Below are 21,753 nucleotides of genomic sequence, written 5' to 3'. Positions count from 1 at the left end.
ACATGCGTGAGCGGGCGTGCTGCGAGGGGCAGCGCGCCCGTTTTTCAGTCTTGAGAGCATGCTCCCCGCCGCTGAAGCGGGTTTCGATTCAGCCATCGGCCCCGAAAGATTCCGAGCATCCGCACGCGCCGTGGCTGTGGGTAAAAACGCGGGCCACCATGGACAGACGCCTGCGAGCCTGTTCAATTAAGCCGAACGATGGCCGTCCCGCGCGGCCCAGATGCCTTCGACTCAAGGACACGGCCCGATGGAGAACTACACACCCGAAGCATTGTTGAACGGCTTTGTGGCGATCGTCGATTTTCTCAACAACGTGCTCTGGGGTTATGTTCTCGTCTACGGGCTTCTAGCAGTCGGCCTGTTCTTCACCGCTCGCCTCGCCTTCATCCAGTTCCGCCATTTTCCGGAATTCTTCAGGGTCGTCAAAGGTTCACGCGCCGGCGACAAGGCGGGCATCTCGCCCCTCCAGGCACTTACCGTCTCGCTGGCTTCACGCGTCGGTACCGGCAACCTTGCGGGGGTTGCGGTCGCATTGACCCTCGGCGGTCCGGGAGCGATCTTCTGGATGTGGATGGTCGCACTTGTCGGCATGGCGACCGCCTATTCTGAGTCCACCCTCGCCCAGTTGTACAAGATTCGAAACGAGGACGGCCAGTATCGCGGTGGTCCCGCCTTCTACATGGCCCGCGGTCTCGGACTGCCGTGGATGGGCGCCCTCTTCTCGATCGCGCTCATCCTCTCCTTCGGCCTGATATTCAATGCCGTGCAGGCCAATTCCATCGCAGGTGCGACCGAGGAAGTCTTCGGTTTCGGGCGCCTCTGGATCGGCATCGCGCTGGCAGTGCTGGCAGGCGTCATCGTCTTCGGCGGTATCCGCTCGATCGCCCGCGTTGCAGAGGTGGTCGTCCCCTTCATGGCGGTCGCCTATCTCCTTGTCGCTCTCTATATTTGCATCGTGAATTACGCCGAGGTGCCCGGCGCACTCTGGACGATCATCGCCAGCGCATTCGGCCTTGAAGAAGCCGCCGGAGGCGTGACCGGCGGTGTGATGGCGGCCCTTCTCAACGGCGTAAAGCGGGGCCTCTTCTCCAACGAAGCCGGAATGGGCTCGGCGCCGAACATAGCGGCCGTTGCGACGCCGCAGCCGCATCATCCATCGAGTCAGGGCCTCGTTCAGGGTCTTGGTGTTTTCATCGACACCCTGATGATCTGCACCGCTACGGCGCTGATGATAATCCTGTCGGGTGTTTACACTCCGGGTCAGGAGGTCGACGGCATCACCCTGACCCAGAACGCGCTCGCCGCCCATCTCGGCGACTGGGGCGCAACTTTCATTGCGATCGCCATCTTCTTCTTCGCTTTCACTTCGATCATCGGCAACCTCTCCTATGCCGAAAACGCGATGACCTTTCTTGGGGCAGGCGGCAGGATCGGCATGTCGATCATCCGCGTCGGTGCGCTCGCCATGGTGATCTGGGGTTCGATCGAGTCGGTTGGCACGGTCTTCAACGCCGCGGACGCCTCCATGGGCCTCATGGCGACGCTCAACCTTATCGCGATCCTGCTCCTGTCCGGCACTGTGGTGAAGCTTACGAAAGACTATTTCGCTCAGAAGAAAACCGGCCTCGAGCCGACTTTCGACAACGACATGTATCCCGAACTCCGCGGTAAAGTGGATGCCACGATCTGGACGATGAGCGGCGATATCGGCCCGCGCCGGTAAGGCAGATCAGAGCGCCGCGAACGCCTTGGCGATCTCGCCCGGGCGTGTCAGCCAAATCTCGTCCCGATGATTGGCAATGTGTTGGAGCGCCCGCTTGAGCGCTCTTAAACGAAAGGGCTGACCCGAAATATACGGGTGAAGCGCGACGCTCATCACAGCTGGCGCTCGCTGTGACGCCTCGAGCATCTCGTCGAACTGCGCAACGATCATGCCCGCGAATTCGTGGCCTCCAGTATAGCGCGCGGTAATCGCCGGAATATCGTTGGTCTCATGGCTGTATGGCACTGAGAGGATGCGCCCACCGTCGCGGGTCGTCATCCAGACCGGCTGATCGTCGTGGCACCAGTCCAGAAGATATGCGTAGCCCTCTTCCTTGAGGAGATCGATCGAGACCTCACTTTGTGAAATCCAAGGTGCGAGCCAGCCGGCCGGCAACTCGCCCTCACGCTCGCGAAAGACATCGCTCGCCTCGCGAATGAGCGCCTTCTCATCAATTTCGCCCATCGCTCCCTGACGTTCGGCATTCGTACGCCCATGGGCGACGATCTCGTCGCCACGCTCGCGGAATGCTTCGATGAGACCGGGGCAATTTTCGTAGACGCAGGAGTTAGGAAGCAGAGCAAGCGGCATGTCGAAGGTGTCGAAGACATGCTTCATGCGCCAGACGCCGACCCGGTTCCCCCATTCGCGCCACGCATAGTTGAGGACGTCGGGCTGGTCCTGCTTCGGCGCCAGCGCCGCCCCGTCGCCTTCACCGAATGAAAACGTTTCGACGTTCAGCGCAATATAGACGGCAAGCCGCTTGCCGTTTGGCCAATCATAGACGGGGCGATCCGGCAGGGCCGAGTAGGAAAAGCGATCATGGTTGCGAGTGGTCGTCATGAGGCTCTGTTCCATTCCGGTAGTGGAAATCGTCGGCCGGCCGGGTGCATGTGAGCGAGAAGCGAGCCGGCGCGATGAGATTGGAACGACTGCCCTTTTGCGGCAAGCGAGAGGCGACAGAGAACCGTCTTCGCAACGATCTGGGGCTTGGCGACAATTTTTCCCGGTCTTTCCTTCGCTGTCCGGCGGCTTCATTATACCGAGGGCCGCGGCTGGTGGCTCTTGATCAGGCTCATCCTGCTGTCCGGCGCGGTCTGGCTGCTCATTGTCTCCCGCGTTCGCGGATCACAGGGCAAGGACCGCCTTGGCCTCAATACAAAGGCTTGAGCGACGCAGTTGCGAAAGAGTTTTTTCGAAGAATTTTCTTTAGCGTGCCTGACGCCGCACCGGCTCGCCGGGCGCTCTCGCTTCGATCGCCAGGGCATGAACGCCCGCGTTGAGTTCGTCGGCAAGTAGCCTGTTGATCGCCCGCTGACGGTTGAGCCGGCTCTCGCCTTCGAATGCCGCAGAGACAATCTGAACGCGGAAATGGGTTTCGCCCGTTCCGTCGAAAGCTTCGTGATGATCGCTGCCGGCATGATGGTGGCCGGCATGCAAATGGCTCTCGTCGATCACGTTCAGGCTTTCTGGGGAGAAACGTTCGCGAAGCTTCGTCTCGATCGCGGATTTGACTGTCATGACCTTGCTTTCCTGCTGACATCGGCCCGCACCACCGGGTGCTGCAAGGACCTGTCTCCGGCTTCGCTCCAAGTCGAGCCGGTATCGATGGCAATCGACGACTGGCAGATCCGCTTCGAACTGTTTCTACTTCCGGGCTTTTTCCAATCTGTCAATTCTTGTTCGTCAGCATTCAAAGCCCCATAATCCCCCGCGATGAAACTCGACTCCAAATATTTCGACACGATCCGGGTCAAGCGCCGCGGTGCGGGCGGCGCCAAGGCAAAGCCCCAAACGCCGGAATGCGCCTGGGAGGGTTGTGACAAACCGGGGCTTCACAAAGCGCCTATGGGCCGTGACCACGAAGGCGAATACCTCAATTTCTGTGTCGATCACGTGCGGCAGTACAACAAGAGCTACAACTACTTTTCCGGACTCGGCGACGATGACATCCGCAAATATCTCAAGGATTCGCTGACCGGTCACCGTCCGACCTGGTCCATGGGCCATAACGCGTCATCGCCCAATGCAGCGCGCAATCGTCGGCGCAAACGCGGCGAGCCTTTCGACTGGGCGGGATCCGACGGCGATGCGGCCCAGGGACGCACGGCGGCAAGGCGGCGGGTCCGTCCACTGGAACAGAAGGCGCTGGAGACGATGAATCTCCAGACTAACGCCACCGGCGAGGACGTGCGGCTCCGCTACAAGGAATTGGTGAAACAGCTTCATCCGGACGCCAATGGCGGCGATCGTGGCCATGAGGACCGGCTGCGCGACGTGATACAGGCCTACAAGCTCCTGAAGCAGTCCGGCTTCTGCTAGAGGCAGCTTTCTGCTGCCGCGGCGAAGAAATGTCGAGCCGAACAGCTCTAAAACGGCGGACGCCGCTCAAGGATGAGGTTCCATCTGAGCGCATCACGCGTTAATTGCGTTCCAGACAACGACATCGGCTCTCGCGCCAGGCTTCATCGCCGCCCGATCGGCGGCATATTCGAAATGCCGCGGAATTACCGAGACACGACTAAGAGCCGAGCGCTAGCAAGAACGCCACGAAGCGCGCCGGTTTCAGGAGGCAAGATGAGTGCAGTGGAAAAGATAAGCGTGCCCGACGACGACTCGGCCCCACTTCCGGACACCACGATCTCTGTACGCGAAATCTTTGGGTTCGACAGCGACCTCACCGTACCGGCCTTCACGGAGGTCGATCCACATGTCCCGGAAATCGATCCCGACTATATTTTCGACAAGCCGACGACGCTCGCGATCCTCGCTGGCTTCGCGCGAAACCGCCGCGTCATGGTGTCGGGCTATCACGGAACGGGCAAGTCGACCCATATCGAGCAGGTCGCGGCACGGCTCAACTGGCCATGTGTACGCGTCAATCTTGACAGCCATGTCAGCCGCATCGATCTCGTCGGGAAGGATGCGATCACCGTTCGCGACGGCATGCAGGTCACCGAATTTCGCGACGGCATCCTGCCCTGGGCTTATCAGAACAACGTGGCATTGGTCTTCGACGAGTACGATGCCGGCCGGCCGGACGTGATGTTCGTGATACAGCGTGTGCTTGAGTCCTCTGGTCGCCTCACCCTGCTCGACCAGAGCCGCGTGATCCGCCCGCACCCCGCTTTCCGCCTCTTCGCGACGGCGAATACCGTCGGCCTTGGGGACACGACAGGGCTGTACCATGGCACGCAGCAGATCAATCAGGCTCAGATGGATCGCTGGTCGATCGTTACGACGCTCAATTATCTGCCGCATGACAATGAGGTTCAGATCGTCCTTTCGAAGGTGAAGGACTGGCAGACCGATGAAGGCAGACAGACCGTTTCGCGCATGGTGCGCGTCGCCGATCTTACCCGATCGGCCTTCATCAATGGCGATCTCTCCACGGTCATGAGCCCGCGTACGGTGATCACGTGGGCGGAGAACGCCGAGATCTTCGGCGATGTCGGCATGGCCTTCCGCCTGACCTTCCTGAACAAGTGCGACGACCTCGAACGCTCCCTAGTCGCCGAATTCTATCAGCGTGCCTTCGGCGAGGACTTGCCGGACAGTGCGGCGAACCTGGTGCTGGAATAGACGTCCTGACGGCCGACGCGCACCTCAGATGATCTCGAAGCGTTCGACGTCTACGAGACCGCAATCGGTGATCTTCAGCGCAGGGATCACGGGAAGCGCGAGGAAGGCGAGTTGCAGGAAGGGCTCCTCCAGCGTGACGCCCAGGCTCTTGGCGGCAGCCCGCAGGGCGACGAGGCTCTCATGCACGGCCTCGAAGGGTTCGAGCGACATGAGCCCCGCTACCGGCAGCGCCAGTTCGGCGAGGATCTTGCCGCCATCCGTCACGACGAATCCGCCTTCAATCTCCGAAAGCCGTTTCGCCGCGAGCGCCATGTCCTCGTAGTCCGCGCCGACAACAGCGATATTGTGGTGGTCGTGGCAGACGGTCGAGGCAATGGCGCCCTTCTTGAGGCCGAAGCCGCGCACGAAACCGGTTGCAATGTTTCCGTTGACGCCATGTCGCTCGACGATCGCGATCCGGACGAGGTCGCGCGCCGTATCGGGCCGCTTGTCCCCGTCGACGGGCGCGACCTCCTCGTTAAGATGTTCGGTGATGATCTTTCCGTCGAGGATGCCGATGACGTGGGTTTCAGCCGTATTGCCCGGCGCGCGGAAATCCGCTGGGGAGACGGCCTTGGCCTTCACCGAATCGCGCCCGACCGGCGGAACCGTGCCACGCCGCTCGAAGGCCGCCTGGTCGACGATCTGGCCACCGCTCAGGACGAGCTTCGCATGGCAGCTCTCCAAGCTGTCGAGCGCAACGATGTCGGCCCTTAGGCCCGGCGAGATCAGGCCACGATCCTTGAGACCGAACGCTTCGGCAGCCGACAGCGAGGCCGCGCGATAGGCCGCGAGCGGCGGCGTGCCGAGCGCGATGAGCCGGCGGATCATGTAGTCGAGATGGCCGTGCTCGCCGATGTCCAACGGGTTCCGGTCATCGGTGCAAAGGCACATATACGGTGCCGTGCGTTCGGTCAGCACCGGCTGCAGCGCGTCGAGGTCCTTGCTGACGGAGCCTTCGCGGATGAGGACGCGCATCCCCTTGCGCAGCTTCTCAAGAGCCTCTTCGGCGGTCGTCGCTTCGTGCTCGGTACGGATGCCGGCCGCGATATAGGCGTTGAGATCGCGCCCCGAGAGCTGCGGGCAATGCCCGTCGATATGGCCGTTCTCGAAGAGCCTTAGCTTGGCCATCGCACGCGGGTCGCGGTGGATCACGCCCGGATAGTTCATGAATTCGGCAAGGCCGATCGCCGAGGGATGCCCCTTCACCTCCGCCAGATCGGCCGCCTCGATCCGCGCGCCCGAGGTCTCCATGTCGGTCGACGGCACGCAGCTCGACAGCTGAACCTTGAGGTCCAGCACGAGATGCCGGCTCGCCTCCTGAAAATAACGGATACCATCGAGCCCGATCACGTTGGCGATCTCGTGCGGATCGCAGATCGCCGTCGTGATGCCGCGCGGCGTCACCAGCCGATCGAATTCGAAGGGCGTAACGAGGCTGCTCTCGATGTGGAGATGCGTGTCGATGAAGCCGGGCACGAGCTTTAGGCCGGTCACATCGACCACTTGCTTGGCCTCGTAGTCGCCGATGCCGGCGATCCGCGAACCGCAGATCGCAACGTCGCCCTCGATGAACGTTCCGGTCACGAGATCGAAGACCCGGCCACCGCTAAGCTTAAGATCGGCCGGTTCGTCACCCCGCGCCTGCGCGATCCGCCGTTCGAGTTCGTCTCGTGCCATGAGGGCCCCTTGTCTGATTGCCACACCATCGCTGACCGGGACTGCGAAGGCGGTCCGCGATCACGAAGGTATGCCGCCCGCAACGCGAATTGAAGCGGACGGGTGCCGTCTCGGCGAACGCCTGGTTCTCTTTCGTGCAACGATCTTTTCGTCTCACCCCGCCTTCGCCTCCCTTGTCCGCTGCTGCACAAACCCCTTATCTCGACCTCATGAGCAAGATCGGCGACAACAAGCGGCCGGCCCCTACGAAGGCGGTCAATCGAGAACCCTTCCGGCGTTCGCTGGCGAACACCCTGCGGGCGATCGCGGGCGATGCCGAACTCGAAGTCACCTTTTCGTCTGATCGGCCTGGTCTATCCGGCAATGCCGCACGTCTGCCGGAGTTGCCCAAACGCGCGACGACAAATGACGTCGCAGTCACCCGCGGTGTCGCCGACGCGATGGCTCTACGCCGGGCGCGGCACGATCCGAAACTTCATGCCAAGCTCTCGCCCGATGGCCAGGGTGCCCGTGCCATCTACGACTCTGTCGAACAGGCTCGCTGCGAGGCGATCGGTGCGAACGCCATGCCCGGCGTCGGCGACAATCTCGCCTCCATGCTGGAGGACAAATACGCCCGCTCGAACCTCACCGAAGTCACAGACCGCAACGAAGCGCCGATGGAGGACGCCGTCGCTCTGATGGTGCGCGAGGCGCTGACCGGCCGCCCGGTGCCGCCGAGCGCCGAGGCCTTGGTCGGTGTCTGGCGCGAGATGATCGAGGAAAAGGTCGGCGCGCGCTTTGCCAATCTCGCCGGCCATGCGGACAATCAGGAAGCGTTTGCCCGCGCGATCCGCGACGTCCTTGTCTCACTCGAAATGGCCGAGGAACTGGCCGAGCCCGAGCAATCGGATGACAACGACGAAGAAAACGAGGACGAGAAGGGCGACAATCAGGTTCGCGATCAGGAGGAAGGCGGCGCCGAGAAGGAGGACGGCTCCGAGGACACCCAGTCCGAAGAGGCCGAGAACGAGGGCGAGAACGACGAGACCTCCGAGGCCGAAGACTCCGAAGTTACCGCTGACGACGTCGTTGATGAAGGGGAGGAGAGCTCCGAGACCCCCGGTGAGGCCCGCAGGCCCGAGCCGAAGGACCTCGATCCCCTCCAGAAGATAGAATACGAGGTCTATTCCCGCGCCTTCGACGAGGAGATCGGTGCGGAAGAACTCTGCGACGAGGCCGAGCTCGATCGCCTCCGAGGCTTCCTCGACAAGCAGCTCACATCGCTTCAGGGCGTCGTCGGCAGGCTCGCCAACCGGCTGCAACGCCGGCTGATGGCCCAGCAGAACCGTTCATGGGACTTCGATCTCGAGGAAGGCTATCTGGATACGGCCCGCCTGACGCGCATCGTTATCGATCCGATGCAGTCGCTTTCCTACAAGATGGAGCGCGACACCGAATTCCGCGACACCATCGTCTCGCTTCTCATTGACAATTCCGGATCCATGCGTGGCCGCCCCATCACGGTTGCCGCCACCTGCGCCGACATCCTCGCTCGCACGCTGGAGCGCTGCGGCGTGAAGGTGGAAGTGCTCGGGTTTACGACGCGCGCATGGAAGGGCGGGCAGTCGCGGGAAGCGTGGCTCAAGGCCGGCAAGCCGCCGCGCCCCGGCCGGCTCAACGATCTGCGCCACATCGTCTACAAGAGCGCCGATGCACCCTGGCGGCGGGCGCGGCGCAATCTCGGCCTGATGATGCGTGAGGGCCTTCTGAAGGAGAACATCGACGGCGAAGCGCTGATCTGGGCCCATTCGCGGCTCTCGAAACGCTCCGAACAGCGCCGCATCCTGATGGTGATCTCGGATGGTGCGCCTGTCGATGATTCGACCCTATCCGTCAATTCTGGCAACTTCCTCGAAAGGCATCTGAGGGCAGTCATAGACGAGATCGAACAGCGCTCGCCGGTGGAGCTGCTTGCCATCGGCATTGGCCACGATGTGACGCGCTATTATCGCCGCGCCGTCACGATCGTCGATGCTGAGGAACTCGCAGGCGCGATGACTGAACAACTTGCCGCCCTCTTCGAGGACGAAGGCCCGGGTGTTCAATCTACCTATCGCCGCCGTGCAGCCGGCATGCGCTGACGGCGTGCAGGTGGCAAGTCCGAAAACCGTGTATCGCTTTTCACTCGATCGATTTACATCGCTCTTCGCGGCAGTCTCATTCCTCGTGATTTTCGCCTCGGCCCACGCTGGTGCCGCGTCGGTCACCGTAACGGCCAAGAAGATCGAGACCTTCCGGAAAGACAGCGAGGAAACGAGGTTCGGCGCCCTCGCCTATGTCGGCGGTTTCTCCTTCTCTGCCTTCGGCAGCGGCGTCGCCGGCCTATCGGGCCTTGTGCTCGATACCGATGGCGTAGGCTTTACCGCGATCAGCGATATCGGCACCTGGGTAACCGGCCGCATCTCCCGTGATGCGGCGGGCGGTCCGACCGGCCTTGAAGATGTCGCGGTCGAGCCCCTGACGGGCACCGATGGTGCACCGCTCGACGGCAAGCTTGAGAGTGATGCAGAAGGCCTCGCGCGGCGGAGCAGTGATTTGCTTGTCTCCTTCGAACGTCGGCCACGCATTCTCAGCTACCCGATCACAGACAGCGGTTTCGGCGAGCCGGAAGAAGTCCCGCAACCCATACCGCTTGCTGAATTAAGGGCCAACGAAGGCCTCGAAGCTCTTGCGGTCGCGCCGGAAGGCTCGTCTCTGGCAGGTGCCCTGATCACCATTGCGGAAGGATCGATCGACACGGACGGCAACCTCTTTGCCGCAATCGTCGCAGGGGCAGATCGCGGCATCTTCAAGATCCGTAAAGATGAGCGCTGGGATGTCACCGATGCAGACTTTCTGCCGGGCGGAGACCTCGTCGTCCTGGAACGACGCTACGACGGCTTCACGGGCGGCCTCGGCGCCCGTCTGCGGCTGATGGACGGAGGCGACGTTGCGCCCGGCGCGCTCGTCGATGGAGAGGTGATCTTCGAGGCCGACCTCTCCGAGGAGATCGACAATATGGAGGGTCTCGCAATATGGCGGGACGAGGTCGGTCAGACCCGACTGACGTTGATCTCGGACGACAACAATTCCTTCCTCCAACGCAATCTTCTCCTGGAATTTCGCCTCATCGATTGATGATGGAGAATTGAGAAAGTTTGTTCGCCGAAGGCTGCAGTCATCGGGTCAGGTGCACCCTCAAGCTCAAGTTGAGCTTGGCGACGGTGGCGGTTCCGGAGCGTTAACGAAAGGTCGCTGCCTGCCGGGTCGGCAGGACTTGTCCGATGATGATCCGATACGGAACCAGCGCGAAGGCGGCGATCAGCAGCTTCAGCGCCAAGTCACCGAGCGCCCAGGAAAACCAGCGCGGCGCCTCGGTCGTCATCAGGCCGAAAAGCGGGCCGGCCTCAAGCGCGAAGGCGTCGTTCGGGCCGAGAAAGAAGAAGATCGGCGCGAAGGCAATACCGAAAAACACCAGCGTATCGACGACCGAACCGGAAACCGATGAGGCTGCCGGCGCGCGCCACCAGCGGTCCTGCCTAAGCTTGTTGAAGACGAAGATGTCGAGCAGTTGGGCAACGAGGAAAGCCGTCCCGGAGGCGATCGCGATCCGTGAGACCCGGGCGGCACCTGTGGAGTAGGAAATCAGACCTAGTTCATAGAGGACCGTCGGCACGATGATCGAGCAGATCACAGCCGTCGCGAACCCGGTATAGACCACGCGCCGGGCGATCTTCGGCCCATAAAGCCGGTTGGTCAGGTCCGTCACCAGAAAAGCGAACGGATAGACGAAGGCCCCGTAGGTGAGGAGATCGGCCAGATCGAGCGGGCCGACCTGAACGAACATCGGATACTGCACCGCGACGTTCGCGGCGAGCACGATCAGGGTCATCGCCAGAACGGCGAGCCAATTGGTCTTGAGGAAATGCATTTTTTTAACCTGGGTGATGGAACCAGCGGATGGACGCCCGGCCAGCATATGCCACCCGGCGAAATGAAACGCCGCGACGGATCAGTCCGCCACGGCGCAGGCATTCTTGCGAGAAGCGATGGGCCTTAAGCGGCCGCTTCGCTCGTCTCGGCGAGCTTCTTCGCGATCTGGCGCTTCAGCAGTCTGGCGCGCTGGGACAGTTCGTTCTCGTGCGACTTCAGGAGAAACGCGTCGAGGCCGCCGCGATGCTCGACCGAGCGCAGGGCATGGGCCGAGACCTTCAGGCGATAGCGCTGACCGAGCGCGTCGGAGATCAGCGTGACGCTGCACAGGTTGGGCAGGAAGCGGCGGCGGGTCTTGTTGTTCGCGTGGGACACGTTGTTCCCGGACATGACGCCCTTGCCGGTGAGTTCGCAGACGCGCGACATCTTGGTTCACCTTCTCTATAGGTCTGAACGCCCGCCGCCCCGCGCCGCCGATACCGGCGCGAACCATGCTGACGGGCATGATCGGAAAATTGGGCTTGGCTATAGTCGCCAAGGTCGGATGCGTCAAGCCGACGACCGGCATGGGGGCGCGAAGCTTGCGGCGCTCACAGATATTCCGAAGAAAGCGCCGACGTTCCTTCCGCGCTGCAATTTCCTACCCTGTCAAAAAAGGGCCGAAAGCTGCCCCAGCCTGTCCTTGCCGGTCCGACGCAGCCGGCTGCTTGCTTTCGTATCGTCAAGGGCGGAAGCCGCTTGAATAGCTGAACGACCGACTCTCCGAAGGCGCCGGCGAATAACGAACGATCTGGGAGCCATGCGAACACGCTTCCACGGCTGAATTGGGCGCGTCTCGAACGCTTCAAACGACAAGCAATCGGGTGAGCGCGCTGTCGGCCTCGCAAAGACCGTCGATGACGTCGAGATGGTGCCTATCCGACACTTCGAAAGCCCGCGTCTTCAGCCCAAAGCCGCACCAGACATTGGCGAGAAGCGCATTCTGCCGGCGGAGTTCCGGCAGTTCGTTTGCCCCGACCACACAAACGAGTTCCGCACCGGGCCGCGGCTCGAGCAGCGCCGGGCTCTCGGCCCGTGCCGTCTGAAGATCAAGCCCGAGGACATCGTTCATCGCGGTTCGCATAATCGGCCGCAGATCGTGCAGGCCGCTGATCGAGACGACGCGGTCGACCCGCTTGGCCGTCGATTCCGCGATCGGCGCATCCGTACAGAGCATCCGCGTCGCGAGATGCCCGCCCGCCGAATGACCGGACAACCGGATCGGCCCGGAGACACGCTCTGCAACGTGATCGAGACAGGTGCCGATCTCGCGGGTGATGTTGGGGATCGTCGTCTCCGGGCAGAGCGTATATTCCGGCAACGCAACGGCATAGCCGCATGCCAGCGGACCGCCGGCGAAGTGCGAGAAGTTCTCCACATCCTGAGACTTCCAGTAGCCGCCATGGATGAAGACTACGAGCCCGCGTGCCTCACTAGCCGGCCGAAACAAATCGTAGCGCTCGCGCGACCCGGAGCCGTACGGAATGCCGATCTCCGCCCGCCCCTCTTCGCGACACCGCTCGCGGAAGGCGGTTGCATCGGCCTGCCAGCGGGGTCCGAAGGCCGCTGCATCGGCGACGGCAGCGCGGTTGTCGTAGGCCGCATCGAAATCCGCGACGACATCGCCTTTCGCGATCCAGGTTTCCTCGCACAGCTCCGTCATTTCGCGTCCCCTCAAACGTGCAGAAATCGGTCCTTGATGTCCGGCGTCGCCTTCAGTTCCTCCGTCGTGCCGGTCCAGGCAACCCGACCCTTCTCGATGACGACATGCCGATCCGCGAACCGCGTCAGCGCATCGACATTCTTGTCGATGACGAGGATCGCATCGCCAGCGTCCTTGATCGCTTCGAGGCATTTCCAGATCTCGGCCCGCACCAGCGGCGCCAATCCTTCCGTCGCTTCGTCGAGGACGACGAGGCGCGGATTCGTCATCAGGGCCCGGCCGATCGCCAGCATCTGCTGCTCACCGCCGGACAGCTGGCTGCCGAGATTGCGTCTCCTCGCTTTCAGCGATGGAAACAGCTTATAGACCGACGCCAAAGTCCACTTCGCAGCACCTGCACGCTCGGTCCTATGAGTCGCGACGAGGTTTTCTTCCACCGTCAGCGTCGGAAACACCCGCCGCCCCTCCGGCACGAGCCCGAGCCCCTTCTGAGCGATGAGGTGTGGCGGCCGACCGGTGAAATCCTCCCCATCGATCGCGACCCGCCCGCCGCGCGGCTTCAAAAGGCCGAAGATCGACTTGATCGTCGTCGTCTTGCCCATTCCGTTACGGCCGAGCAGCGTGACGACCTCCCCTGCCCCGACTGCGAGATCGACGCCGAACAGGATGCGGCTGTCGCCATAGGCAGCTTCCAGTCCTTCGACGGCAAGCATCAGGCTGCCTCCTCCTCGCCGAGATAGGCGGCCCGCACGGCCGGATCGTCGCGTACTTCGGCAGGCGTGCCGCTGGCGATGATCCGGCCGTAGACGAGGACGCTCACCCGATCCGCCAGCGCGAACACGGCTTCCATATCGTGCTCCACGAGGATGATCGTGTGGCTCGCCTTCAATTCCTGCATCAGCGCCACAAGCGCTGCGGACTCTTCGTGGCTGGTCCCGGCCAGGGGTTCGTCCAGAAGCAGCAGCTCAGCGCCCGTCGCAAGCGCGATGGCGATCTCCAGCTGGCGCTTCTCGCCGTGGGAAAGGTTTGCAGCCGTCCGGTGCGCGCGATCGATGAGGTTCACGCGGGCCAAGGCCTCCATGGCCTCAGCATTGAGGGCGGCTTCAGAGGCAGCGCGGGCAAAGAAGCGGAAGCTCGATCCCGATCGCGCCTGAACCGCCAGCGCGACGTTTTCGAGGACCGAGAAGCCGTCGAGGATGGACGTGATCTGGAACGAGCGGGCAAGGCCACGGCGCACGCGCTCCGGCATCTGCAGCCGCGTGATATCGGCACCTTCCAGACGAATACGTCCGAAATCGCTCTTCAGCTGACCGGAGAGTTGATGGATCAGCGTCGTCTTGCCCGCCCCGTTCGGGCCGATGACAGCGTGGAGTTCGCCCCTAGGCACGGCGATCGAGATGTTGTCGGTAACGCGGAGCGCGCCGAAGGATTTGCTGAGGCCCTCGACTTCGAGATGGGGCTCACCCGCCATGGCGCCCTCCCCTGAACAGCCGCCGCGCCGCACCGGCGATACCGCCACGGGTGAACAGCGCGAGGCAGACGATGAGCACCCCGAGGACCAGCTTGTAGTGCTCCCAAAGGTTCGCCAGCCATTCCTCGGCAAGCAACAGCGCGATGGCACCCGCGATGGGCCCGACGAGCGTCCCCATGCCGCCGATCACCACCATAACGATGAGTTCACCCGAGCGCTGCCAGTTCATGTAGGCGGGCGAAACGAACTCGGTCTGATTGGCGAGGAAGACGCCCGCAAGAGCGGCGATTGCGCCGGACATCACATAGGCCGTCAGCTGGTAGGAATAGGGCGAAAACCCGATCGCCCGCATGCGCGTGGCGTTGTCGCGCGTGCCCCTCAGCACCCGTCCGAACCGCGATCCGACAACGGCCCGCAAGGCAAAGAATGCGAGGACCAGCGCGGCGAGGACGACATAGAAAAGCACAAGATCGCTCTCCAGAACGTCGCTGCCGAGCACCGTCGAGCGGTTCCAAAGCGTCATCCCGTCGTCGCCGCCATAGGCCGAGAGCGAGATCATGAAGAAATAGGCCATCTGCCCGAAGGCGAGCGTGATCATGATGAAGTAGACGCCGCTTGTCCGCAGCGAAATGGCGCCTGTGATCAGCGCGAAGAGCGAGGCGGTGCCAAGGGCGACGAGGGTCTGGACGAGGATATCCTCGACGCCATGGCTCGACAAGATCGCGACTGAATAGGCGCCGATGCCGAGAAAGGCCGCGTGGCCGAAGCTCACCATCGCCCCGAAGCCGAGCACCAGATCAAGCGCGAGCGCGGCCAGCGCAAAGACCATGATCCGCGTCGCCGTCACAATGAGGAACGGGTCGTCGATGGCGCTTGCGAGAAGCGGCAGAAGCGCCAGCGCGGCGAAAAGGATCGTGGCCGCGACGGCCGCTCCCTCCCGCGAGACGATGCCGAAGCCGCGGCGGTTCTCGATCGCCGGCTCGGCGGCATCGTCCTTGGTGTCGGAAGCAGCAAGGGTCATACCGCGGCGGCTCTTGCCGGGAAGAGGCCAGAGGGCCGCAAGAAAAGCACCACCGCCATCAGGATATAGATCAGCATCGGCGCGAGCGTCCGGCCCGCCTGCCCTGCGGCGGAGGCATCCATCGCCGAGCGCAAGAGGATCGGCCCGAAGGTGCGCCCGAGCGTATCCACGAGCCCGACGAGAATGGCGGCGACGAAGGCTCCGCGCACCGACCCGACGCCGCCGATCACGATGACGACGAATGTGAGGATCAGGATCGAATCCCCCATGCCCGGCTCGACGGAGAGGATCGGCGCGACCATGGCGCCGGCGAACCCAGCCAGCATGGCACCGAGCCCGAAGACCAGCATAAAGAGCCGCTTGATGTCGACGCCGAGGGCCGAGACCATCGGCCCGTCCGTCGCTCCGGCGCGCAGCAGCATGCCCGTTCGTGTGTGGTTGACGAGAACGTAGAGGCCAAGCGCCGTCGCGAGCCCTGCGACAATGATGGCGATCCGGAAGATCGGATATTGAACGAACCCAATCAGCGGCACCGAGCCGGACAGGATGGCGGGGATCTGCACGCTCATCGGCGCCGCACCCCAGATCATCTTCACGCCCTCGTTGAGGATCAGGATCAGGCCGAAGGTCGCGAGCACCTGATCGAGATGATCGCGCTCGTAGAGCCGCCTAAAGATGAGGATTTCGAGAAGAATACCGAAGAGCAGCGCCGCCGGCAGCGCGATCGCGAGACCCAAAAAGAAATCGCCGGTCATGGCGGTGAACATCGCCACGAAATAGGCGCCCACCATGTAGAGGACGCCGTGCGCGAGGTTGATCAGATCCATGATCCCGAAAATCAGCGTCAGCCCCGCCGCGACGAGAAAGAGGAGAATGCCGAACTGGATGCCGTTGAGGGCCTGCAGGATGAAGAGGTTGAACATAAGGAGGTTATCGGGTTCTCGTCGTCGTCCTGAAGTGGTCAGAGGCCGGCGGCCTTCTTTTCATGAGGTCTTCCCAACCTCACGGAGCAATGCCGCCTCGACATTGCCTAGGCATTCTCAGAGCTCGACGCCTCTCCGCCTAAACTCTCCTCCGTCATTCTCGGCCTCCGAGCCGAGAATCCAGAAGAGCCGGCGGCAAGAATGCGGTCTCTAAGTCAAATCCTCAATAGCGACACCGCCTGGATCCTCGGGACGGAGCCCGAGGATGACGGATGCGGGGGCTTCAGCATCGAAAGGCAAGCCCGGGCGCCGATGGCCCCGCCCTCACCAATAAGAAAGAGCCTCACCCCATCTTGCACTGGTCGACATAGGCGTCGGAATAGTCCTCGAAGATCGTCTCCTGAATCTCCGTCTGATACTTCCCGTCATCGCGCTTGGCGACCTTGACGAGATAGAAATCCTGCACCGGATAGTGGTTCGGACCCATCGCGATCTCACCGCGCAGGGAATCGAAGTCGGCGGCTTCCAAACCGGCGCGGATCGCGTCCGTATCGCTCAGGTCTCCGCCGGCAGCTTTCACCGCGCTATCGATCATCTGCGCCGCGTCATAGCCCTGCATCGCATACAAGCCGGGGACGCTACCGTACTTTTCCTCATAGGCCGCCACAAAAGCCTTGGACTTCTCGTTGTCCATGTTCGGGGCCCAGGTCGCGCCGCCGAAGAAGCCGACGGCCGCATCCTGCTGGGCCGGTAGCGTCGTCTCGTCGACAGTGAAGGCCGAGAGGAACGGGATCGTCTCGAGGCCCGCCTGCCGGTACTGCTTGACGAGATTGACGCCCATGCCGCCCGGCATGAACGTGAAGACGGCGTCCGGCTGCATCGCCGCAATCTGCGCGAGTTCGGCGGAGAAATCGAGCTGTCCGAGCTGGGTGTAGATCTCGTTCGTGACCTCGCCCTTGTAGGAGCGCTTGAAGCCGGCAAGAGAATCCTTGCCGGCCTGATAGTTGGGAGCCATCAGGAAGACGCGGGCGAAACCCTGATCCTGCGCATATTTGCCGAGCACCTCGTGAACCTGGTCGTTCTGATAGGAAACGACGAAGAGGTTCTCGTTGCATCCCTCGCCGGCAAACACCGACGGTCCGGCATTCGGGCTGATCAGAAAGGCGCCGGCATCGGTCACGGGCTTGGCGATCGCCGCCATGATGTTGGAGAAGATCGGGCCGACCACGAAGTCCGCTCCATCGCGCTCCACCAGTTCACGCGCGCGGTTCGCCGCGACATCCGGCTTCAGTTCGTCGTCGACGGTGGTCACGTTTGTCTCGACGCCGCCGAGCTTGCCACCCATCTCCTCGACCGCCAGCATGAAACCGTCGCGGCCCTGTTCGCCGAGCACGGCGCCGGGACCGGACAGCGTCAGCATCAGGCCGATGTCGAGCGTCTCGTCGGAAGCATCCTGCGCCAGCACACGGCCGGTGAGCGCCGTCGCCGCCATCAGGCCGAGCGCTGCGATCTTCATGGATTTCATGCTGTCTCCCCCCAAGCGGTTTTTTGACACGGCGGCCGCGCCTGCGCCCGCATATCCGCTTCTGTTCTGATTGCTTTCGAGCCGGAATCGGCCGCTCGAGCGGAGTTTATACAGAAAACCACTTGCCGCAACACATCGGGAGCGTTCGCGACTACGCCCCGAAATCGAGGCCCATCTCGCGATAGCGCTCCGGGTCGTCGCCCCAATTCTCACGCACTTTCACGAAGAGAAAGAGGTGCACCTTGCAGTCGGCCGCTTCCGTGATGTCCCGCCGTGCCGCCTGGCCGATCGCCTTGATCGTCTCGCCCTTATGGCCGAGGACGATCGCCTTCTGGCTGTCGCGCTCGACATAGATCGTCTGCTCGATCCGCACCGATCCGTCCTTGCGCGTCTCCCAAAGCTCGGTCTCGACGGTCGATGCGTAGGGCAGCTCCTGATGCAGCCTCAGGAAGACCTTTTCGCGGGTGATCTCGGCGGCGAGCTGGCGAAGCGGCAGATCTGAAATTTGGTCTTCCGGATAGTACCAAGGCCCCTCAGGCAGTGCGCCCGCAAGCCATGTCATCAAGTCCTTGCAGCCAGACCCGTCGAGCGCCGAAATCATGAAGACCTGATCGAACACGACCTTGTCCACGATCTGCTGGGTGAGGCCCAACAGCTTGTCGCGCTTGATCCGGTCGATCTTGTTAAGGAGCAGAACCTTGGTCTGGCGAACGTCCTTCAGACGCTCCAGAATCAACTCCAACTCAGGGCTGACGCCGCGCTCGGCATCGACGATCGCAAGAAGGATGTCGGCATCCTTGGCGCCGGACCAGGCGGTCTTCACCATGGCACGGTCGAGACGCCGCCGAGGGGAGAAGACGCCGGGCGTATCGACAAAGACGATCTGCGTCCTGTCTTTGATCGCGATGCCGCGCACCAGTGCCCGTGTCGTCTGCACCTTGTGCGTGACGATCGAGACCTTGGTGCCGACCAGCTGATTGACGAGCGTCGACTTGCCGGCGTTCGGCGCACCGATCAGCGCGACGAAACCGGAGCGCGTCGCCTCTGCTCCGGCAGCCGCTTCGCCCGGAGCAGCCTCCTTGCCGCCGATCGCCTCGTTCTCACTCACGCTTCGTCCTTCCAGACATTTTCACGGATCAGCATGGCGGTCGCGGCCGACTGTTCGGCCAATCTCTTGGACGAGCCCTCGCCTTCCGACGGATCAACGCCTGCGATGCTCACCTTGATCCTGAATTTCGGATTGTGGTCCGGACCGGACCGGTCGACCACCTCGTATTTCGGCGGCTCGGGCCCGCGCTGATGCGCCCATTCCTGAAGCGCCGTCTTAGGATCGCGCCGGGCCGCGACGCTCTTGTTCAGCCGCTCGCCCCAATGGGACTCGATGAAAGCCCGCGCGTCGTCCAAGCCAGAATTCAGATAGATCGCCGCAATCAGCGACTCCATCAGATCGGCACGGATCGATTTCGTCCGCGAGGCCGCGAGCTTCCTTAGATCGCCGCCCTGCCGCACGAACTCGTAGAGCCCGATCTCGTCGGCCACCGCCGCGCAGGTCTCGGCGTTGACGAGCGAGTTTAGCCGAAGGCTGAGTTCACCCTCGTCAGCGTTCGGAAACATCTCGAACAGCTTGTCGGCGACGACGAGGCCCAGCACCCGGTCGCCCAGGAATTCCAGCCGCTCGTAAGAGCGCCCGTCGCCCTTGGAGGAGCGGAAGCTCGAATGGGTGAGCGCCCTTTGCAGTCGATCGTGGTCGGAAAAGCGGACGCCGATCCGCTTTTCGAGTTCGGCGAGCGGCTTGGTGCGTGCGCTCATGCCCGCATCAGCCAAGCCAGTCGAAGATGCGCGAGACGCGGATTTCGCTCGGCCATTCCCAGAGTTCCAGCGGCGAAGCCCCGCCACCGATCGAGAAGAAGATGATCTGCGCCTTGCCGACCAGATTCTCGAAGGGCACGTAGCCGACGTCGAAACGGCTATCGAGAGAATTGTCCCGGTTGTCGCCCATCATGAAGTAGTGGCCGTCCGGCACGACGAATTCGCGAGTGTCATCGCCACCGAGATTGGGGCCGAGATCGAGCGTCATGTAGCTCTCGCCGTTCGGTAGTGTTTCGCGAAACTGATCGATCTCCTCGCCGTCCTCTCCGACGAACGTGCCGGCCGGCTCGCGCAGCACGGCCTCGCCGTTGATGAACAGGGCGCCTTCGCGCATCTGGATACGGTCACCCGGCAGACCGATCAGCCGCTTGATGTAATCGGTGTCTTCCTCGCCCGGCTTACGGAACACGACAATATCGCCGCGCTCCGGTTCGCCGGGAAGAATACGACCCTCGAAGATTGGCAGTGAAAGCGGCGCCGAATAGCGCGAATAGCCGTAGCTCCACTTGGAGACGAAGAGATAGTCGCCGATCAACAGTGTCGGCATCATCGAACCGGATGGGATCGAAAAGGGCTGGAAGAAGAGTGTGCGGATCAGGAGCGCAAGGATCAGCGCCTGGATGACGACCTTCACGGTCTCCCCGAACCCTCCCTTTTCAGTTTTCTTCGACGGGTTCGGATCTCTGTTGACCGGCTTGCTGGTTTCGCCATGCGCTTCATTGATCAGGCTGGACTCGCGGTTCTTCACCGCACCACGCTCGCCAATGGTCTGGCCAAGTCCATCGTCGCTCGGCTTTCGGGTCGGTTCGACCATCCTCATTCCAAACCTTTTGGATCGACCGAATATGCCCCGGCCATAAATGTTAAGCGCTTTTATCCACCATGGCCACGAGGAGCAATGCGTGAAAGGGCGCGCTACGAAAGCGCTATCGAATCGTGGAAGATTGTCATCCCGTTATGGCAGATTTGGCGCGCTTGAGCTTCAGGCGGGCGAGCCGCGCTGCCCGCCGCGTCTGGAATCGGCCGACCCCGAGATGGATAATCCAGTAGGAAAGACCCGCGGCAAGTAGCCCGATCGGAATGCCGCCGACCAGCATGGGTTTCAGCAATGGCTCCCAGATCGCCGAGACATCCATTTCGCGCAGCGCCCAGCCGACGCTGTGAGCGGAGCCGAGGTCGCCGCGCCCGTACAGAATTCCCGAGCCGCATTCGAAGGTGAGCGCCCAGATGAACGGGAAGGTCAGCGGATTGCCGACGGCGGTGCCGATCGCGGCCGAAGCCATGTTCCCACCGACCATGTAGGCGATGGCAAAGGCGAGCAGAAAGTGAAAGCCGATGAACGGCGTAAAGGAGGCAAGCACGCCGGCCGCAAAACCTGCCGCAATCGCGTGCGGCGTCGCGTGGAGACGCAGGACACGCTTCTTGAAATAGAGAAAGGAGCGGTGAAACGAAACGCGCGGCCAGAGCCAGAGCCTTGCCCTGTCCCAGAAGATCTCCGGTTGACGTCTTCGAAACAGCATGTCCGTCACAAGCGCTCCCGGTGCCGCGAGACGACGTCGGCGGGTTTCGTATTTGGCAGGCTCATAGCGAGCGGCTGCCCGGTTTGATTGGCTCTATCGCGGCGAGTTCCGGCGGAACTTGGTCGGCCGGATAGGCGGGAACCTCATATTCGGCGAGCGCGATCAACGGCACGCCGACATCCGCCCTGCCGGCCGAGCGATCGATGATGCAGGCCGCGGCACGCACGTCGGCGCCGATCTCCTCAAGGCAGGCCACCGTTTCGCGGATCGACAGGCCCGTCGTCACAATGTCCTCGACGACGACGACGCGCGCGCCCTTCGGGAGTTCAAACCGGCGCAGCCTGAAAACGCCGTTCTCGCGTTCGACCCAAACGGCTGGAACCTTCAGATGACGCGAGGTCTCATAGGCGGGAATAATCCCGCCGACGGCCGGGCCGACCACGAAGTCCACGGGTCCCTCGACCCGCTCACGGATCGCTTCGGCCATGGCCCTGCAGAGTCGCTCGGTGAGATCGGCATGCATGAAGACGCGGGCCTTCTGCAGGAAGACCGGACTGCGTAGCCCCGATGTCAATATGAAATGGCCTTCGAGATAGGCGCCCGCCTTGCGGAAAATGTTGAGGACCTCGTCGGTCGTCATAAAGATCCCCCTTCTCGAAACATTCGCTGCGTGGCGAAAAAGGCCGGCCCGCCTATTTGGGCTCC

General features: G+C 62.5%; 21 protein-coding genes and 1 pseudogene. 6 read left to right on the top strand and 16 right to left on the bottom strand.

The window, feature by feature from the left end:
- Positions 1 to 247: 247 nt before the first annotated feature.
- Positions 248 to 1,723 carry an alanine/glycine:cation symporter family protein gene (locus tag FP2506_RS00225; RefSeq protein ID WP_007065311.1) on the top strand — a complete coding sequence of 492 codons (1,476 nt, stop codon included), beginning with the start codon at positions 248 to 250 and terminating at the stop codon, positions 1,721 to 1,723.
- A 6-nt stretch (positions 1,724 to 1,729) separates the two neighbouring features.
- Here FP2506_RS00225 and FP2506_RS00220 read toward each other — a convergent pair whose 3' ends face one another.
- Positions 1,730 to 2,605: a polysaccharide deacetylase family protein gene (locus tag FP2506_RS00220; RefSeq protein WP_148227415.1), complete on the bottom strand. Its 876-nt coding sequence runs from the start codon at positions 2,603 to 2,605 to the stop codon at positions 1,730 to 1,732.
- Between the two features lie 135 nt (positions 2,606 to 2,740).
- Between FP2506_RS00220 and FP2506_RS00215 the strand changes: the two are divergent.
- Positions 2,741 to 2,932, top strand: a pseudogene (locus tag FP2506_RS00215) (DUF805 domain-containing protein); the annotation flags it as partial.
- 39 nt (positions 2,933 to 2,971) lie between these two features.
- Here the strand turns inward: FP2506_RS00215 and FP2506_RS00210 are convergent.
- A complete protein-coding gene (locus FP2506_RS00210) occupies positions 2,972 to 3,283 on the bottom strand; it encodes a BolA family protein (RefSeq protein ID WP_040488769.1) in 312 nt (103 codons plus the stop codon).
- A 195-nt stretch (positions 3,284 to 3,478) separates the two neighbouring features.
- Here FP2506_RS00210 and FP2506_RS00205 point away from each other — a divergent pair, with 195 nt between their 5' ends.
- Positions 3,479 to 4,084 carry a J domain-containing protein gene (locus FP2506_RS00205; RefSeq protein WP_007065307.1) on the top strand — a complete coding sequence of 202 codons (606 nt, stop codon included), beginning with the start codon at positions 3,479 to 3,481 and terminating at the stop codon, positions 4,082 to 4,084.
- 255 nt (positions 4,085 to 4,339) lie between these two features.
- On the top strand, positions 4,340 to 5,344 hold the full coding sequence (gene cobS, locus FP2506_RS00200) for a cobaltochelatase subunit CobS (protein ID WP_007065306.1): 1,005 nt from the start codon (positions 4,340 to 4,342) through the stop codon (positions 5,342 to 5,344).
- A 24-nt stretch (positions 5,345 to 5,368) separates the two neighbouring features.
- On the opposite strand, the gene ade is transcribed toward cobS, so the two are convergent.
- Positions 5,369 to 7,063, bottom strand: coding sequence for an adenine deaminase (ade, locus tag FP2506_RS00195; RefSeq protein WP_007065305.1), 1,695 nt, complete (start codon positions 7,061 to 7,063; stop codon positions 5,369 to 5,371).
- Positions 7,064 to 7,272: 209 nt separating this feature from the next.
- Here ade and cobT point away from each other — a divergent pair, with 209 nt between their 5' ends.
- Complete coding sequence (gene cobT, locus FP2506_RS00190; RefSeq protein WP_007065304.1) at positions 7,273 to 9,186, top strand: cobaltochelatase subunit CobT; 1,914 nt, start codon at positions 7,273 to 7,275, stop codon at positions 9,184 to 9,186.
- A 10-nt stretch (positions 9,187 to 9,196) separates the two neighbouring features.
- Positions 9,197 to 10,222 carry an esterase-like activity of phytase family protein gene (locus tag FP2506_RS00185; RefSeq protein WP_210160421.1) on the top strand — a complete coding sequence of 342 codons (1,026 nt, stop codon included), beginning with the start codon at positions 9,197 to 9,199 and terminating at the stop codon, positions 10,220 to 10,222.
- Positions 10,223 to 10,325: 103 nt separating this feature from the next.
- On the opposite strand, the gene FP2506_RS00180 is transcribed toward FP2506_RS00185, so the two are convergent.
- The 13 genes from FP2506_RS00180 to pyrE all read right to left on the bottom strand — a co-directional run bounded on the left by FP2506_RS00180 (position 10,326) and on the right by pyrE (position 21,688).
- A complete protein-coding gene (locus FP2506_RS00180) occupies positions 10,326 to 11,015 on the bottom strand; it encodes a queuosine precursor transporter (RefSeq protein ID WP_007065302.1) in 690 nt (229 codons plus the stop codon).
- Positions 11,016 to 11,140: 125 nt separating this feature from the next.
- Positions 11,141 to 11,443 carry a 50S ribosomal protein L28 gene (gene rpmB / locus FP2506_RS00175; RefSeq protein ID WP_007065301.1) on the bottom strand — a complete coding sequence of 101 codons (303 nt, stop codon included), beginning with the start codon at positions 11,441 to 11,443 and terminating at the stop codon, positions 11,141 to 11,143.
- 418 nt (positions 11,444 to 11,861) lie between these two features.
- A complete protein-coding gene (locus FP2506_RS00170) occupies positions 11,862 to 12,719 on the bottom strand; it encodes an alpha/beta hydrolase (protein WP_007065299.1) in 858 nt (285 codons plus the stop codon).
- An 11-nt stretch (positions 12,720 to 12,730) separates the two neighbouring features.
- Positions 12,731 to 13,432, bottom strand: a complete 702-nt coding sequence (locus tag FP2506_RS00165) for an ABC transporter ATP-binding protein (RefSeq protein ID WP_007065298.1) — start codon at positions 13,430 to 13,432, stop codon at positions 12,731 to 12,733.
- Positions 13,432 to 14,190 (bottom strand): ABC transporter ATP-binding protein, encoded by a 759-nt coding sequence (locus FP2506_RS00160; RefSeq protein WP_007065297.1) that lies wholly within the window; start codon positions 14,188 to 14,190, stop codon positions 13,432 to 13,434. Before FP2506_RS00160 ends, FP2506_RS00165 begins: the two co-directional genes overlap by 1 nt.
- The gene (locus tag FP2506_RS00155) at positions 14,180 to 15,211 is read right to left on the bottom strand and encodes a branched-chain amino acid ABC transporter permease (RefSeq protein WP_007065296.1); all 1,032 of its coding nucleotides are present in this window, start codon (positions 15,209 to 15,211) and stop codon (positions 14,180 to 14,182) included. Before FP2506_RS00155 ends, FP2506_RS00160 begins: the two co-directional genes overlap by 11 nt.
- Entirely contained in the window at positions 15,208 to 16,134 is a 927-nt protein-coding gene (locus FP2506_RS00150) for a branched-chain amino acid ABC transporter permease (RefSeq protein ID WP_007065295.1), read from the bottom strand. Before FP2506_RS00150 ends, FP2506_RS00155 begins: the two co-directional genes overlap by 4 nt.
- 343 nt (positions 16,135 to 16,477) lie before the next feature.
- Positions 16,478 to 17,659, bottom strand: a complete 1,182-nt coding sequence (locus tag FP2506_RS00145) for an ABC transporter substrate-binding protein (protein ID WP_007065294.1) — start codon at positions 17,657 to 17,659, stop codon at positions 16,478 to 16,480.
- 151 nt (positions 17,660 to 17,810) lie between these two features.
- Positions 17,811 to 18,749 carry a GTPase Era gene (gene era, locus FP2506_RS00140; protein WP_040489221.1) on the bottom strand — a complete coding sequence of 313 codons (939 nt, stop codon included), beginning with the start codon at positions 18,747 to 18,749 and terminating at the stop codon, positions 17,811 to 17,813.
- Positions 18,750 to 18,763: 14 nt separating this feature from the next.
- Positions 18,764 to 19,468: a ribonuclease III gene (gene rnc / locus FP2506_RS00135; protein ID WP_007065292.1), complete on the bottom strand. Its 705-nt coding sequence runs from the start codon at positions 19,466 to 19,468 to the stop codon at positions 18,764 to 18,766.
- Between the two features lie 7 nt (positions 19,469 to 19,475).
- Positions 19,476 to 20,342, bottom strand: coding sequence for a signal peptidase I (gene lepB / locus FP2506_RS00130; RefSeq protein WP_007065291.1), 867 nt, complete (start codon positions 20,340 to 20,342; stop codon positions 19,476 to 19,478).
- Between the two features lie 133 nt (positions 20,343 to 20,475).
- Entirely contained in the window at positions 20,476 to 21,048 is a 573-nt protein-coding gene (locus tag FP2506_RS00125; RefSeq protein ID WP_007065290.1) for a DUF2062 domain-containing protein, read from the bottom strand.
- Between the two features lie 61 nt (positions 21,049 to 21,109).
- A complete protein-coding gene (pyrE, locus tag FP2506_RS00120) occupies positions 21,110 to 21,688 on the bottom strand; it encodes an orotate phosphoribosyltransferase (protein ID WP_007065289.1) in 579 nt (192 codons plus the stop codon).
- Positions 21,689 to 21,753: the final 65 nt, after the last annotated feature.

Origin of the sequence: Fulvimarina pelagi HTCC2506 (assembly GCF_000153705.1) — a bacterium.
GTDB lineage: Bacteria > Pseudomonadota > Alphaproteobacteria > Rhizobiales > Rhizobiaceae > Fulvimarina > Fulvimarina pelagi.
Note: the sequence above shows the minus strand (reverse complement) of the source record. Positions and strands in the feature narration are given on the sequence as shown.